Here is a 15,364-nt window from a genome sequence, read left to right as displayed (position 1 = left end):
ACTTTTTGGCGATATCAAGGCCATGGGGCCCATTCGTTTAACGGTCCGCTAACCAATTATCATTACTCGGAATCCTGAACAGGACAATGAGGGGTCCCGACCAGATGGAAATCAGTCCAATCGATACTGCAACTGCTTCTGCGCTCAACAGCATACCAGAGGCGTGTGGCAAGGTCACTGTCGGTTGCAGTGACGTCGCGGGTATCGTCCAGGCCGTGCTCGACAGTTCAGGAGTTCTGCGAGCGGAACACGTCGAACTACAGGGCACCGTTCGCGAACTGGAAGCCGACCAGCGCAAGGTGGCCGAAGCCAGCGACGAAGCGCGAATTCTTTCTGCTCGCGCGATCGAGCGATTGAACATGGGGACGACCCAGATTCAGTCATCGTTGCAGCAGATTACCAACCTTCTCGACCTTGTCGAAACCTTGGCCACTCATGTGACCGGATTTGCCGCTGCGATGGACCAGGTCAAGCGGTGCTCGCAGGATATCGAGCAGATAGCCGAAACTACGAACATTTTGGCACTCAATGCGACGATCGAAGCCATGAGGGCCGGAGAAGCTGGAAGAACCTTCGCGGTCGTGGCGAACGAAGTGAAGACGCTTGCGGGCGAAACGCGCAAGGCGACCGATGAAATCTCAGAGGTGATCGAGACGCTCGGCAGCGAAGCATCGACAGTTATCGAGCGCATCGAGGCTGGCGCGAAAGCTTCGAACGAAGCCAAGACTTCCGTTGCGAGTATCGATGCGACGATCTCGGGCGTCAGCCAACTCGTCGAGGAAGTCGATCAGCAAAACGATCAGATCACGCGCGCGACAGGCATGATGACCGAACATGTAGACCGTGTTTCGAGCGTGCTTGAAAGCTATGATCGCGCAGCAAATGAGAATGAGCAGCGCCTGGAAACCGCTCACGAGCGTATCGAGGAACTCGAACTAACTGCCAGCGAAATGTTCGACCGGATCGTCAAGGCCGGCCTTTCGCCGCAGGACAGCGAAATGGTCCAGCAGGCGCAGGAATTCGCCCAGCAAATCACGCAGCAAGCCGAAGATGCGGTTGCGAGCGGTTCTCTCAGGATGGAGCAATTGTTCGATCAGGATTACCGTTTGGTACCGGGTACCAACCCGGAACTCTACCGAACGAGCCTTTCCGATTGGGCAGACGCGAACTGGCGTCCGATCAATGACAAGGTCGTTGCGCAAGGCGGAAGCATCATGATGTGCTCACAGGCCGACCTAAACGGCTTCCTGCCCACTCACCTCAGCGATCGTTCGCGCAAGCCGACCGGTGATCTTGCGCATGATACAAAATATTGCCGCAACGGCCGTATCATGGTCGCGAATACCGATTTGTTGGCACGTGCCAGCTCAGGGCCTTACACCATGGCCGTCTATCGCCAGGAGGGCGATGGCAAGAACTACATGGTCGTCCGGAATGTCTACGTGCCCATCGTTGTGAACGGCCGCCGATGGGGTGATTTCGAATTGGCCTACAGTTTCAACTGACTTCTGGGCCAGCAGCAACGCACCCCGGTAAGGGGGATGCGTTGCTGCAATCAGGCCTGAATCTAGCTTTGCCGGCGAGCCATAAACGCCAAGCGCTCAAACATCATGATGTCCTGCTCGTTCTTGAGCAGCGCGCCGTGCAGCGGCGGAATAGCGCTGTTGGGATTGCTGTCCTGGAGGACTTCAAGCGGCATGTCCTCATTGAGAAGCAATTTGAGCCAGTCCAGCAATTCGCTGGTACTCGGCTTCTTTTTCAACCCTGGCACTTCCCGTAATTCGTAGAACATCTCCATCGCCTTGGTGACGAGGTTCTTCTGGATGTTCGGGAAATGGACCTCGATGATCTCACGCATCGTCTCATGGTCGGGGAATTTGATGTAGTGAAAGAAGCACCTGCGCAGAAATGCGTCGGGAAGTTCTTTCTCGTTATTCGAGGTGATGACGACGATCGGGCGTTCTTTCGCTTCGATCCGCTCGTGCGTTTCGTAGACATCGAAGCTCATGCGGTCGAGTTCCTGCAGCAAATCGTTGGGAAACTCGATATCTGCTTTGTCGATTTCGTCGATCAGTAGCACGGGTAATTCCGGGGAGGTGAAAGCCTCCCACAGTTTGCCCTTCTTGATGTAATTCGAAATATCATGAACGCGTTCATCGCCGAGTTGCCCATCACGTAGCCGCGCCACAGCATCATATTCATACAGGCCCTGCTGCGCCTTCGTGGTCGACTTCACGTTCCACTCGATCAGCGGAGCATCGAGTGCTTTAGCGATTTCGTGGGCCAGAACCGTTTTTCCGGTCCCCGGCTCGCCTTTTACCAGCAGCGGCCTTCTCAACAGCACGGCAGCATTTACCGCCACCTTGAGATCTTCGGTAGCGATGTAGGATTGCGTGCCCTCGAAACGGGTCTGGTCGGTGGTCGTGTCGGCCATAAGTCTTTCCTTGCAACTTTACCTAAAGGTTAGGGTGAGGGTACGGTGAGGGCAAGGGGCGTTGCAATCGCTACTGCCGCGTGCATTAGGGGACCATGCCGACAGAAACACTCGCGATCCGTGCTGCTGCGGGTCATGAACTCAGCGGATCGCTGGAACTGCCGACCGGTCTGGTCCGCGGCGCAGCGCTATTCGCACACTGCTTCACTTGTACGAAGGATAGTAAGGCGGCAGTCAGCATTGCCCGAGCTTTGGCGAGAGAAGGCATTGCTACGCTGCGATTCGATTTTACGGGATTGGGCGGGAGCGAGGGCGATTTCGGTCGCGCTGGCTTTGCCACCGACGTGTCGGACCTCGTGATGGCCGCCGAAGTTCTATTTGAAAGGTTCGCCCAACCGATCCTTCTAGTGGGCCACAGCCTTGGCGGTGCAGCGGTGCTGGCTGCTGCCGACGAGATCGGTTTCGAACGCATAGCTGCAATAGCGACCATCGGGGCCCCGGCTGACGTTCCGCATGTATTGAAGAACATTAACGGTGACTTGGAAGCAATCCGCCTGGCAGGCGAGGGACCTGTGCGCATCGCGGGGCGCGAATTCAATCTGAGCCGTGAGTTTATTGAAAGGGTCGAGAGCGCCGATCTGCTTGCGGAAGTCGCGCGCCTGCGAAAGCCTCTGATGTTCCTGCATTCGCCCACGGACGATGTAGTCGGTATCGGTAACGCCAGCAGCCTCTTCCATGCGGCAAAACATCCCAAAAGCTTCGTCAGTCTCGAAGGGGCAGGCCACCTTCTTTTGCAGCCTGAAGATGCCAATTTTGCGGCCAATGTCATCGCGGCTTGGGCGAGCCGTTATCTTCCTCTAAGCCATGATTGGCCGCTACCCGAAGAGGGAGTGGTCACCTGCATGGGCCACGGAAAATTCGGCACAGAAATTCATACCACCAGCCATCGCTTCGTTGCCGATGAACCTACCTCTTATGGTGGGGACGACAGCGGACCCACGCCTTACGACCTGCTTCTTGGCGCCTTGGGTACTTGCACCTCGATGACCATGGGAATGTACGCACAGCGTAAGAATTGGCCGCTGGACGGAGTGAAAATTCATCTCACCCATTCGCGAGATCATGCGAAAGATTGCGAACAATGTGTCGCCGAGGAGGATGGAATGCCGCATCAGCTCATAACGCGCGCCATTTCGATTAATGGGCCCGGATTAACTGAGGAGCAGCGAGACAGGTTACTGGAAATTGCTGACAAGTGCCCGGTCCATCGGACACTGGAAAGCCGGATCAGCGTGGAGACCAAACTTGTAGATTAGTGGTTATTTGGGAGAAACGACGAACCTGTGCGTAGTCCCTCGGTTACTCTCCATTCGTTCGAGCTGAGTACCTAGACTCTTCGTGATGGCGGCGACGATCCTCATTCCCAAGCCGGTTCCTTCAGGTGACTGACCCTCGGTAATGCCTGCACCGTCATCGCTTACGGTGATGCAATATCCTTCTTCCAGCTTGCTGAGATCGACGGAGACCGTACCTTCCTTACTATGGGTGAAGGCGTATTTCGCTGCATTGCTGACCAGTTCGTTGACGACCACACCCACATTCACCGCGTCATCGGGTGATACTTCCACGTGCTGGGAAGTGAAAACCAGATCTACGGTAGTGTCGCCCTCGGACATGTTAGCGCGGAATTCGTCGACGAGTGTTTCGAGATATTCGTCGAGATCAATCGTGGTGAGATCGCCCCGAGTGTAGAGGTTCTGGTGGACCTTGCCGATAGCCTTGATACGGTTCTGTGTCGCCGCAAGTGCGTCCTTTGCGGCGGCTTCTTCGGTCTGGTGCGCCTGCATCGCTACGAAGCTCTGGACCATCTGAAGCGAGTTGGAGACGCGGTGATGCACCTCGCGCACCAGCATTTCGAGGCGTTCGTTCGCTTCGCGCAGATTGGCTTCGGCCTCGCGTTTTTCCCGCTCGAGCCTGTCCCTTAAAAATGCTTGCCGAAAACGGCTATCCAAGAGGTCGAAAAAGCTGTCGCCGACGGTCTTGACGACGAAGTCCGAGGCGCCCGCGTGAATGGCGTCGACCGCGACCGCAGTGTCACTGTCGCCTGTCACGAAGACTACCGCTGGATGGCCTTCCTGCGCAACGATATCGTCGAGCATCTGCCGACCGCTCTTGCCAGGCATATGATTGTCGATCGCGATCAGATCGTAGCGCTTGGCCTCGATCAATTCCAAGCCCTGATCGGCGCTTTCTGCGGTATCGACCACAAACCCGCGTTTGCCGAGCGCGCGCTGAATGAGCCGACGTAAGCCGGCGTCATCGTCAACGTAAAGGATCTGTTTCGGTTCTATTGCTCTTCTACCGAGGGAACTTGGATAACCGACAGGAACAATCCCAATTGCCGGATTGCGTCGGCGAAGCTTTCGTAATTGACCGGCTTCGTGATGTAGACATTACAACCTAGATCATAGCAGCGTTGGATCTCCACCTTATCGTCGGTCGTGGTCAAAACCACCACCGGAGTGCGATGCAACTTTTCATCCTGTTTTATCTTTTCGAGAATCGAGGTGCCGCTCATGTCCGGCAGATTGAGATCGAGCAAGACGAGTGCTGGCCCATTGTGCGAGGGCCCGCTTGCATCGTTGAAGAGATAATCGAGCGCGCTGGTACCGTCGAGAAAATGCTTGATGTCATTGGAAATACCGGCGCGGCGAATGTTCTTTTCGATGAGCCGCGCATGGCCCGCATCGTCTTCGATCATGACGATGCCAACAGATTGATGAGAATTCATGTAACTGCCTCTTGAGCAACGAATTTTGCGGGAAGTGAAAGCCTGAACCTTGCGCCTTGGTCAAGCTCGGATTCGACTTCGATCGTGCCACCAAGGCGATAGGCCAGCGCGCGTACGTTAGCGAGGCCCAGACCTTCGCCTTCCTGATCCTGCGTGCCAGCTCTCCGGAAAAGCTCGAAAATCCGTTCATGATCCTCTGGCGCGATGCCGCGTCCGTTGTCGATGACATCGACGCGCACAGTCCCAACCGCTGAGCTGCCTTCAACACGGATTTCCCCGGGACGCTGCGGACTGAGATACTTAATCGCGTTTTCGATCAGGTTCTGAACAATCTGCTCTACCGCGATCCGGTCGCTTTCGACATCGGGTATGGAATGGACCTGGATATCCGCGCCTGCATCTTCCGCACGCTGATGCAGCGAGGCGACGATATTTTCTGTAAGTTCTTCCATATCGAGCACCTCGGGCTGCAGTTTGCGGCGGCCCTGGCGCGAGAGTTCGAGGATCGAATTGATCAGGCGGTCCATCTTTTCGGTCGAGGTGCGGATGAAGCCCAGAGCCTCGGGCAGATCCTCATCCACCGCGAGCCAAGTCTCTTCGTCCCGCAGGTCAGGGTTCTCCGCATAGAGAGCGGCCAGATGGCTGTGGATGGTCTTGCGAGCCTCATCCAGTTCGGAAGTGAAGCCGAGTACGTTGACCAGCGGTGAGCGCAGATCGTGGCTGACGATATAGGCGAACCGCTGGATCTCTTCATTGGCCCGCATCAATTCAGAAGTGCGAGACTGAACCGCTTCCTCAAGACCCAAATTGGCATCCCGCAGGCTGACCTGCGCTTTGGCCAGATCGCGATTGTAGCGCAGCACTACGATCACCGCCGATACCAGAACGGCGATAAGCAGAAGAAACGCGATCCCGCCGACCACGTAGAACTGGACGAGCGACTGCAGCTGGGCCCGGTTGCGCCGTGCCAGCTCAGCCTCTTCGAATGCAGACATTTCCTTGGCGATCTCGCGGATATCCTGCGTGATCAGGACCCCGTTATCGATATTGAAATCCGATCCGCGCGCATCGAGGAATGCTTTGGTCGGGTTCGCGAACATTCTGTCGATGATGACGGTCCTGTCCGAATTCAGATTGCGGATTTCCTCAAGCCTGTCCTGCTGAGCTCGGGAGTCCAGTAGATCCGACAGACGCTTCTGTTCGCCTTCGAAATCGCTGCTGGCTTCCCTGACCACGCGCGTGAATGCCGGGTCGGGCTGAAGAAGAAAACCGCGGCGCCCCGCCGATATCTGTTCGTTCGAAGTCGCCAGACTGTCGATACTCGCCTGGCGCTGCAGGGTGCGTTCTACAGCGTCAGTATCCCTGCTGATCGATCCCATGGTGAGGATGGCCGCGGTAATCGCGATAAAGAGAAGGGCGAGGCCGACGCCCAACAGGGCAAGAACTCTGCGGCGACCGATCTTTTCGTAACGCTGTCGGACTTTGTCTGGCATTGAAGGCCCAATGATGAATCAGGCGAGGACCGATAATGCGGTCAGCGCGAAGAAGAAAGCGAGTATTGCAAAGGTCGCCACCCGCCAAGCGAGCGAAGCTGTGGAAAGACCGCGTTTCATTCCGACCTCCCAGACCAGAATACTCGCCGCGAAAGCGATGGCGATTACTGCGAGCTCCGAAAATCCCCACAAATGCCTGAAAAGGAGGAATATGGCAGCCTGACCGACGACCTGCGTAATGAGCGCGCCGGCAAACCAGACGATAGGGATTGGCCGATACGCAGTGTCGGGACTTTCCCAATCTGGCAACGAAGCATCGGGGCGGGAAATCCTGCGATCTTCGTAGACGATGTCTTCTTCCTTGGGGTCCGGCCGGCCTCGATCAGGCATCGATCATGTCGCGATCGAATTCACCGGCATTGTTCTGAATAAAGTTGAAGCGATGTTCGGGGTTGCGGCCCATGAGCTGATCGACCAGCTCTTTCACCACGGCGCGCTGTTCGAATTCCTGCGGCAGCGTGATGCGGATGAGGCTCCGCGTATCGGGATCCATGGTGGTTTCCCGGAGCTGGGCAGGGTTCATTTCGCCCAGACCTTTGAACCGGCCAACATCGACCTTCTTTCCCTTGAAGACGGTTTCTTCCAGTTCCTTGCGATGTTCGTCATCGCGAGCGTAGCGGCTCTCCTTGCCGGCGGTCAGGCGGTACAGCGGAGGCTGCGCGAGATACAGATGACCCTTGCGGACGATGTCGGGCATCTCCTGGAAAAAGAACGTCATCAGCAGCGTCGCGATGTGCGCGCCGTCGACATCGGCATCGGTCATGATGATGATGCGGTCGTAGCGCAGGTTTTCCGCATCGCAATCCTTGCGCGTTCCGCATCCCATTGCCAGCGTGAGATCGGCGATTTCGCTATTGGCCCGGATCTTGTCGGCGGTAGCGCTCGCGACATTGAGGATCTTGCCGCGGATCGGCAGGATCGCCTGCGTCTTGCGATTGCGTGCCTGCTTGGCGCTGCCGCCTGCTGAATCGCCTTCGACGATGAAGAGTTCGGTCTCGCCGTCGCCTTCCCCAGAGCAGTCCGTCAATTTGCCGGGCAGCCGCAGCTTTTTGGCATTGGTAGCAGTCTTGCGCTTGATCTCGCGTTCCTGCTTGCGGCGCAGACGCTCGTCCATCCGCTCCATCACTTGGCCCAGCAGCGCCTTGCCGCGATCCATATTGTCGGACAGGAAATGGTCGAAATGGTCGCGCACGGCATTTTCCACGAGCCGCGCGGCTTCGGGAGAAGTGAGGCGATCCTTGGTCTGGCTCTGGAACTGGGGGTCGCGGATGAAGACGCTCAGCATCACCTCCGCGCCGACCATGATATCGTCTGCCGTGAGATCCTTGGCTTTTTTCGTGCCGGTCAGATCGCCGAATGCGCGCAGTCCCTTGGTGAGCGCTGCCCGAAGGCCCTGTTCATGCGTCCCGCCATCGGGGGTGGGCACCGTGTTGCAGTACCAGCTGGTGGACCCATCGGAATAGAGCGGCCAGGCAATGGCCCATTCCACGCGGCCCTGTTCCAGCCCGTCCGTCTCCGGGAACTCCTGATCACCGGCAAAGGGTTGCGCCGTGACGCATTCGCGCCCGCCGAGCTGTTCGGCCAGATGATCAGCCAGGCCGCCGGGAAACTTGAAGACCGCTTCGGCCGGCACATCTTCGGACGCCAGGCTTTCGGCACATTTCCAGCGGATTTCCACGCCCGCGAAGAGATAGGCTTTCGACCGGGCGAGCTTGAACAGGCGTTTGGCGCTGAATTTCCGATCGCCGAATATCTCGGTATCAGGGACGAAAGTGACAGTCGTGCCGCGCCGATTGGGTGTCGGGCCCAGTTCCTCAATCGGTCCCTTGGGTGCCCCCTTGGAAAATTCCTGCGCATAGAGCGTCTTATCGCGCGCCACTTCGACCCGCGTATGATCGGACAGCGCATTGACCACGCTGACACCCACGCCGTGCAGGCCGCCGCTCGTGGCATAGGCCTTGCCGGAGAACTTGCCGCCCGAGTGGAGCGTGGTGAGGATCACCTCCAGCGTCGACTTGCCGGGATATTTCGGATGTTCGGCCACGGGCATGCCGCGCCCGTTATCCGCGATGGTGACACGGTTGCCTTCATCGAGCCTGACCTCGATCCTACTGGCATGACCGGCCACGGCCTCGTCCATCGAGTTGTCGAGCACTTCGGCAACCAGATGATGCAGGGCGCGGTCGTCAGTGCCGCCGATATACATGCCCGGGCGACGCCTGACCGGTTCCAGCCCTTCGAGCACTTCGATCGAGGAAGCGTCGTAATCGCCTGAGGACGTCGGGGTGTTTTCGAACAGATCGTCGGACATGGTTTCAGGCTATATCGCGCCACAGGCTCCCGGCAAGCGGGCAGGCAAGGTTATCCGCCTGTCAGAAGCCTTTCGGAGCAGCCGACACCGTTTCCACGCCGCCATTCGTCACCCGGCGGACTTCGAAAGCGCGTTCGATCACGCCGTTGCGCTGGAAGCGGAACGGGCCATCCATCCCGTCGAAACCACCCGACTGGAACAGGACATCGGTGGGGAAGGGACGCCCCGTCTTCCAGTCACGGGCCGCACGAAGAGTGAGCAGCACCGCATCGTAACCCAGAGTGGCGATGCGATAAGGCTGGCCGCCGAAGCGTTCCTGGTAGCTGCGCACGAAACCGGCATAGCGACCGTCGCTCACCGCCGAATAAAATGCGCCGCGCAAAGGTGCCGAGCGCATCAGATCGCGGTCACCGCTCCAACGTTCCGTGCCGAGAATGCGCAGGCCGTCCGATTTGACGGCCTGTGCCCCGCGAATAGACCCTTCGGCGCCATCGGCGATCAGAACGGTATCGAAGCCGCCGCGTTGCTTGAGACGCGCACCCGCACTGACGACCGAGGTGTTGCTGCTGGCATAGCGTTCGCTGTTTACGAATTGCCCGCCATGTTCGCCCAATGCGGACCGAAGCGCGGCCTCGGCGCGGTTTCCGTAATCTCCATCGGGGGCGAGCAGGGCAAAATCCCGCGCTCCCGCATCTCGGGCGTATTCCACGCTGCGACTTATGGATTGTTCGGGGATGTGTCCCATGACGAACACGCCGGGGCCGGCAACCGTCGCATCATTGGAAAAGCTGATGATCGGCACGTTGGCAGGCGCCGCTTCGGCGCGGACTGAAACCACATTACTGCCAAGAAGCGGGCCCAGAATAAGCTTGTTCCCATCGGCGATTGCCTGGCTGGCAGCAGCCTGCGGTCCCTTGGCAGTATCATAAGTCGTGATGCGCAGATTATCAGCCGCCGTGTCGAGAATCGCCATGGTCGTGGCATTCGCGATCGATTGACCCACATCGCCATTCTGCCCCGACAGGGGCACCAGCAACGCCACGCGGTGAAGATCATCCTGCGGCAGGCTGGAACTGCTGGGCGAGGGGCTGGGCACACCTGCCGATGGCGTTTCCGGGCCTTTCGGGATGATCGAACAGGCCGACAACAGGACGACGCTGGCCGCCATTGTTACATTACGCCGGGTGACAAATGCGCGCTTCATTCTTGCCGCGTCCCTCGAAATTGGTTCATGGGGGGAGGGTGAGCGACGATGCCCAGCCTCTTCCCGACTGCCTTACACCCGGTCTTTATCTCGTTGCCACCCCTATCGGCAATCTGGGCGATATCACCATGCGCGCCGTTGACATTCTGTCACGGTGCGACGGTGTCGCATGCGAGGACACGCGGATTACCGGCAAGCTTCTCAAACACCTCGGCCTGTCGAAGCCGATGTGGCGCTATGACGATCACAGCGAGCAAAGGGACCGGCGGCGGCTGGTCGAATCCATGCGGAACCGCGCGGTCGCCCTCGTGAGCGATGCCGGAACTCCGATGATTTCGGATCCCGGATTTCGCCTCGTCAACGACTGTCGGTTGGAGGGAATACCGGTCACCAGCATTCCCGGCGCCTGCGCGGCCGTGGTGGGGCTGACACTTTCGGGCCTTCCCAACGACCGCTTCCTGTTCGCCGGTTTCCTGCCCGCAAAGGAAAAGGCGCGGCGCGAAACGCTGGAAGAACTGGCTGCCACCGATGCCACGCTGGTTTTTTACGAGACCGGGCCGCGCCTTCTCAAATCGCTCAAGGCTTTGGGCGAAGTCATGCCCGAGCGCGAGCTGGCCGTGGCGCGGGAATTGACCAAGTTGCACGAAGAATGCCGCCGCGGCATGTCCGACGGTCTGATGGCCTATTACGGTGCCAACCCTCCCAAGGGCGAGATCGTTCTGCTCGTCGGGCCGCCGCAGGAGCAGGTGCCGAGCGATGCCGACGCCGATGCAATGCTTCGAACCGCGCTGGAGACGATGAAGACAAGTCAGGCAGCAGCCCATGTTTCGAAGGCGACGGGTCTGGATCGCAAGACGCTCTATGCGCGCGCGATGGCCATGAAGTCTGAATGAAGCGGCAGCAGGCCGAGTTCAGTGGCAGGGCCGGAGAAGCGAAGGCGGCGTTATGGCTGCGGGCCAAAGGCTGGCAGATACTCGACCGCCGAGTGAAGACGTCTGCCGGGGAGATCGACCTTGTCGCCCGCCGTGGCCGGATCGTGGCATTTGTCGAGGTCAAGTGGCGGAAACGCAAGGAGGAGCTCGATCACGCCATCGACGAACGTAGGCTATCGCGCGTGGCTGCCGCCTGCGATGCCGTGGCCCATCGCTACGCGCAAGATGGCGAGGATATCCGTATCGATGTGATCCTGCTTGCACCGGGGACCTTCCCTCGCCACATCGCCAACGCATGGCAGCCTTAGCCGCGCCAGTGCCGCAGCCGATCGGAGTATAGAATGACCCTACGTGTCGCCGTCCAGATGGACCCGCTCGAATCCATCAAGATCGCAGGAGACAGCAGCTTTGCGCTGATGCTGTCCGCGCAGGATCGCGGACATGAGGTCTGGCATTACGATGTTCCCAGCCTGGCGTGGGAAAGCGATGGTACGCCCGCGGGCAAGATCACGGCCCATGCGGCGCCGGTCACCGTGAAGCCGGTGGAGGGCGATCACTACACCGCTGGCGAAAGACGCCGGATCGACCTTGCGAAAGACATCGATGTCGTTCTGATGCGGCAGGATCCCCCGTTTCATCTGGGCTATATCAGTGCCGCTTTTCTGCTCGATCGCCTCAAGGGCACGACGCTGGTGATGAACGACCCGCGCGAAGTGGTGAATGCCCCGGAGAAGATGTTCGTGCTGGATTTCGCGCGCTTCATGCCTCCCACGATGATCGCGCGGCATCTCGACGATCTGAAGGCATTTCAGCGCCAGCATGGCTCAATCGTGGTGAAGCCGCTCCACGGGAATGGCGGCAAGGCGATTTTCCGGCTCGATGCTGATGGCACGAATCTGTCGGCGCTGAGCGAGGTGTTCGACAAGACCTGGCCGGAACCGCATATGCTGCAGCCATTTCTTCCCGAAGTCTCCGAAGGGGACAAGCGGATCGTCCTCGTCGACGGTGAATTTGCCGGTGCAATCAATCGCTTCCCGGGCGAAGGGGAGTTCCGTTCCAATCTGGCGCAGGGCGGCCACGCGGAGGCGGCTACACTGACCGCGCGCGAGGAGGAAATCTGCGCCGCGATGGGGCCTGAACTCAAGCGGCGGGGCCTGGTTTTCGTGGGCATCGACGTGATCGGCGGAAAGTGGCTTACCGAGATCAACGTCACCTCTCCCACCGGCATCGTCGCTATCGACAAGTTCAACGGCACCGATACAGCAGCGCGGATCTGGGATGCGATAGAGCGCCGCCATGCGGACCAATAGCGCGGCCTGGGCGTTCATGTCGGCGTGAACAGTCTGATCATCAACGCGATCGCCAAGGGTGGCTACATCGGCATCTTCCTGCTGATGGCGCTTGAGAACATCTTTCCTCCCATGCCGTCCGAAATCATCATGGGTTACGGTGGAGTTCTCGTCGCCCGCGAACAGATGGCGTTTGTCCCTCTGCTTCTGATCGGCACGCTGGGCACAGTCGCGGGCAATTACTTTTGGTACTGGCTGGGCCGCAGATGGAAGGAGCCGGACCTCAGGCGCTTCATCGGAAAGCACGGGAGGTGGCTGACCTTCGAATGGAGCGAATTCGAACAGGCGCGCCAGCTATTTCGCCGGAACGGGGATTGGATCGTCTTCTTCCTGCGCTTCTCGCCCTTCTTGCGCACCATCATCTCGTTGCCGGCCGGCCTCGCGAAAATGAAGCTGTGGCGCTTTCTTCTCTTCACCTTTCTCGGCTCGCTGATCTGGAACGGCGCGCTGATATGGGGCGGCAGCGCGTTGTCCGGCGTGATTTCCCAATACGAAACTTATGCCAGCTGGGCAGTGGGCGCTTTCATAGCGCTCGGTATCGCGTGGTATGTCTATCGCGTGATCAAATGGAAACCATCGGACGAGAAAGCCTAGTCGCGCTCACGCGGGTGCGCGCTGCGATAAGTATCCAGCAGCGACGCGGCATCCACCTTAGTGTAAATCTGCGTAGAGCCCAGGCTGGCGTGGCCGAGCAATTCCTGAAGGCTACGCAAATCCGTGCCCGCACCAAGGAGGTGCGTGGCGAAGCTGTGCCGCAAGGCATGCGGTGTTGCCGTGTCCGGCAGGCCCATCACGCGGCGAGCCTTGGCGGTCGCTTTCTGGACGATGCCCTGAGTGAGGGCGCCGCCTTTGACGCCGCGGAACAGGGGGGCATCCTTCCCGATGGGCCAGGGGCATTGATCGACGTAATCATCAACTGCCGCGCGAACTGCGGGAAGGAGCGGCACCACGCGCTGCTTCCCGCCCTTGCCCATCAGCGTCAGCGTTTGCCCCAGCGGGAGGTCGCCCCCCTTCAGCCCCAAAGCCTCCGAAATGCGCAGACCTGCTCCATACAGAAGAAGGAGCACGGCGCGGTCACGGCATCCGACCCAGTCTTGTGCGGCGAGTTCTTCGACTGTTTCAGCAAGGCCGACGGCATCATCAGGGGAAACCGGGCGGGGCAGGCCCTTCTTTATTCGCGGTCCTCGCATCCGCGGAGGCTCCGCATTTTCATGCCCCACCTGCGCTCGGGAAAAGGAAAGGAAAGCCTTGAGCGCCGACAACTCTCTGGCTGCAGACGCATTGGAAAGACCGTCCGCTCGCCGCGCCGCCAAATGCTGCCGCAACTGGCCGGAAGACACCGAGGATATCTGGTCGAAATGAGAAAGATCGAAAGCGATGAGCAGCCTTTGGGCAGCCTTGTGGTAGGCGCGGACGGTATGAGGCGATCGCCTCAGCCCAAGCGCGAGATGATTGTGCCAAGCACCAAGGATGTCCTGCTGGCTCAAGTCTCGACCAATTCATCTCGGACAAGTTCGGCAAGCAACGCGTCGAGCAACGGCATGCCCGCACCTGTCACGCCGATCCTCTCCCCGTGTTCCCAGATCATCCCAATGTCGCGATAGAACTCGAATTTCTTGCGGTCGATCATCTGGTCTGGCGCGATGCCGAAACGGTTGCTCATTTCCGCAAGCCCGATTCCCTCTCTCAGGCGCAGACCCATCAGCAATGCCTCCGATGCCGCCTCACGCTTGTTAAGTACGCGGTGCTCGGAAATCCCGTCGCCTTGCGCGGTTACCGCAGCGAGAAAATTCTCGGGTTTCTTGTGCCGCATCGTCGCAACGCCGCCTCGTCGGCCATGAGCGCCCGGACCGATGCCGTGATAGTCCCGATATCGCCAATAGGTCAGGTTGTGACGGCTTTCTTCACCGGGTTGGGCGTGATTGCTTATTTCATAGGCGGGAATACCGGCAGCTTCCGTCATTTCCCTCGTCAGGCCGAGCAGATCGGCGGCAGGATCGTCTTGCAAAGGATTGAAACGCCCAAGGCGCACATCGGTGGCGAACCGCGTCGCCGGTTCGATGGTGAGCTGGTACAGCGACATGTGAGAGGTCCCGAGCGCCAACGCTTCGGTCAATTCCTGCTGCCACTCCTCTGCGCTCTGATCAGGGCGGGCATAGATGAGGTCGATCGATACTCGGCCGAAATGCTTTTGTGCAGTCTCGACCGCCGCCAGCGCTTCCTCGACGCCATGCAACCGGCCGAGGAATTGCAGCACGTCCGGCCGCAGGCTCTGCACGCCGAGAGATACGCGATTGATCCCAGCGCGCGACAGATCGGCGAAATTATCGGCTTCTACCGAGGACGGATTGCCTTCGAGGGTAATCTCGATTCCGGTTGCAAAACCCCAGAGGCGTTCGGCCTCTCCGAGCAGGTCAGAGACCAAAGCCGGGGGCATCAGCGAGGGCGTTCCGCCTCCGAAAAATATGCTTTCGAGAGGCGGCCGCGATTTGCTGGCAGCATGTTCGGCCCGCATGTCTGCCAGCAGAGCCGCTTTCCACGCGCCGGTATCGGTTCGCTCGCGCACATGGCTATTGAAGTCGCAATAAGGACATTTGGCTAGGCAGAAGGGCCAATGAATATAAAGCGAACGAGCCAAGCCTTGCCTTCATCTAGAATTAAGCAGCGCTTGGCATGAAGCGCTGCGATGGACGGGGTTGAGTTCATGGTGCTGACAATTACCGCACTGACGGTGACATCTGCCACGGAATAGTGATCATGTCAGTGCAAGATCACGCAGTCCGTGAAAAA

At 59.0% G+C, this 15,364-nt stretch carries 15 protein-coding genes; 6 read left to right on the top strand and 9 right to left on the bottom strand.

Annotated features, from left to right (window positions below):
* Window positions 1-104: 104 nt before the first annotated feature.
* Window positions 105-1,505, top strand: coding sequence for a methyl-accepting chemotaxis protein (locus ACI2I1_RS10805; RefSeq protein ID WP_221541534.1), 1,401 nt, complete (start codon window positions 105-107; stop codon window positions 1,503-1,505).
* 62 nt (window positions 1,506-1,567) lie between these two features.
* Here the strand turns inward: ACI2I1_RS10805 and ACI2I1_RS10800 are convergent, their stop codons facing one another.
* Window positions 1,568-2,434, bottom strand: a complete 867-nt coding sequence (locus ACI2I1_RS10800; protein ID WP_224811618.1) for a MoxR family ATPase — start codon at window positions 2,432-2,434, stop codon at window positions 1,568-1,570.
* A 95-nt stretch (window positions 2,435-2,529) separates the two neighbouring features.
* Here ACI2I1_RS10800 and ACI2I1_RS10795 point away from each other — a divergent pair, with 95 nt between their 5' ends.
* Window positions 2,530-3,750: an alpha/beta fold hydrolase gene (locus ACI2I1_RS10795; protein WP_404679095.1), complete on the top strand. Its 1,221-nt coding sequence runs from the start codon at window positions 2,530-2,532 to the stop codon at window positions 3,748-3,750.
* Between the two features lie 3 nt (window positions 3,751-3,753).
* Here ACI2I1_RS10795 and ACI2I1_RS10790 read toward each other — a convergent pair whose 3' ends face one another.
* The 6 genes from ACI2I1_RS10790 to ACI2I1_RS10765 all read right to left on the bottom strand — a co-directional run bounded on the left by ACI2I1_RS10790 (window position 3,754) and on the right by ACI2I1_RS10765 (window position 10,293).
* On the bottom strand, window positions 3,754-4,770 hold the full coding sequence (locus ACI2I1_RS10790; protein ID WP_404679171.1) for a sensor histidine kinase: 1,017 nt from the start codon (window positions 4,768-4,770) through the stop codon (window positions 3,754-3,756).
* Window positions 4,771-4,781: 11 nt separating this feature from the next.
* The gene (locus tag ACI2I1_RS10785) at window positions 4,782-5,225 is read right to left on the bottom strand and encodes a response regulator (protein WP_404679094.1); all 444 of its coding nucleotides are present in this window, start codon (window positions 5,223-5,225) and stop codon (window positions 4,782-4,784) included.
* Complete coding sequence (locus tag ACI2I1_RS10780) at window positions 5,222-6,718, bottom strand: ATP-binding protein (protein ID WP_404679093.1); 1,497 nt, start codon at window positions 6,716-6,718, stop codon at window positions 5,222-5,224. Before ACI2I1_RS10780 ends, ACI2I1_RS10785 begins: the two co-directional genes overlap by 4 nt.
* 18 nt (window positions 6,719-6,736) lie before the next feature.
* The gene (locus tag ACI2I1_RS10775) at window positions 6,737-7,108 is read right to left on the bottom strand and encodes a hypothetical protein (RefSeq protein ID WP_404679092.1); all 372 of its coding nucleotides are present in this window, start codon (window positions 7,106-7,108) and stop codon (window positions 6,737-6,739) included.
* A complete protein-coding gene (gene parE, locus ACI2I1_RS10770) occupies window positions 7,101-9,089 on the bottom strand; it encodes a DNA topoisomerase IV subunit B (RefSeq protein ID WP_404679091.1) in 1,989 nt (662 codons plus the stop codon). The genes ACI2I1_RS10775 and parE overlap by 8 nt, the downstream gene beginning before the upstream one ends.
* Before the next feature lie 61 nt (window positions 9,090-9,150).
* Complete coding sequence (locus tag ACI2I1_RS10765; protein WP_404679090.1) at window positions 9,151-10,293, bottom strand: penicillin-binding protein activator; 1,143 nt, start codon at window positions 10,291-10,293, stop codon at window positions 9,151-9,153.
* 38 nt (window positions 10,294-10,331) lie between these two features.
* Here ACI2I1_RS10765 and rsmI point away from each other — a divergent pair, with 38 nt between their 5' ends.
* Genes rsmI through ACI2I1_RS10745 form a run of 4 tightly spaced genes read left to right on the top strand, consistent with a single transcriptional unit; the run spans window position 10,332 to window position 13,168 of the window.
* Window positions 10,332-11,186, top strand: a complete 855-nt coding sequence (gene rsmI, locus ACI2I1_RS10760; RefSeq protein ID WP_224811611.1) for a 16S rRNA (cytidine(1402)-2'-O)-methyltransferase — start codon at window positions 10,332-10,334, stop codon at window positions 11,184-11,186.
* A complete protein-coding gene (locus ACI2I1_RS10755) occupies window positions 11,183-11,533 on the top strand; it encodes a YraN family protein (RefSeq protein WP_224811610.1) in 351 nt (116 codons plus the stop codon). The genes rsmI and ACI2I1_RS10755 overlap by 4 nt, the downstream gene beginning before the upstream one ends.
* A 33-nt stretch (window positions 11,534-11,566) precedes the next feature.
* The gene (gene gshB / locus ACI2I1_RS10750; RefSeq protein ID WP_404679089.1) at window positions 11,567-12,535 is read left to right on the top strand and encodes a glutathione synthase; all 969 of its coding nucleotides are present in this window, start codon (window positions 11,567-11,569) and stop codon (window positions 12,533-12,535) included.
* A 24-nt stretch (window positions 12,536-12,559) separates the two neighbouring features.
* Window positions 12,560-13,168, top strand: a complete 609-nt coding sequence (locus ACI2I1_RS10745) for a DedA family protein (protein WP_404679088.1) — start codon at window positions 12,560-12,562, stop codon at window positions 13,166-13,168.
* Here ACI2I1_RS10745 and ACI2I1_RS10740 read toward each other — a convergent pair.
* Window positions 13,165-14,061 (bottom strand): tyrosine recombinase XerC, encoded by an 897-nt coding sequence (locus ACI2I1_RS10740; RefSeq protein WP_404679087.1) that lies wholly within the window; start codon window positions 14,059-14,061, stop codon window positions 13,165-13,167. The genes ACI2I1_RS10745 and ACI2I1_RS10740 overlap by 4 nt on opposite strands.
* On the bottom strand, window positions 14,058-15,212 hold the full coding sequence (hemW, locus tag ACI2I1_RS10735; protein ID WP_404679086.1) for a radical SAM family heme chaperone HemW: 1,155 nt from the start codon (window positions 15,210-15,212) through the stop codon (window positions 14,058-14,060). The genes ACI2I1_RS10740 and hemW overlap by 4 nt, the downstream gene beginning before the upstream one ends.
* Between the last annotated feature and the right edge of the window lie 152 nt (window positions 15,213-15,364).

The organism is Qipengyuania sp. NPDC077563, assembly GCF_044901345.1.
GTDB lineage: Bacteria > Pseudomonadota > Alphaproteobacteria > Sphingomonadales > Sphingomonadaceae > Qipengyuania > Qipengyuania aestuarii.
Note: the sequence above shows the minus strand (reverse complement) of the source record. Positions and strands in the feature narration are given on the sequence as shown.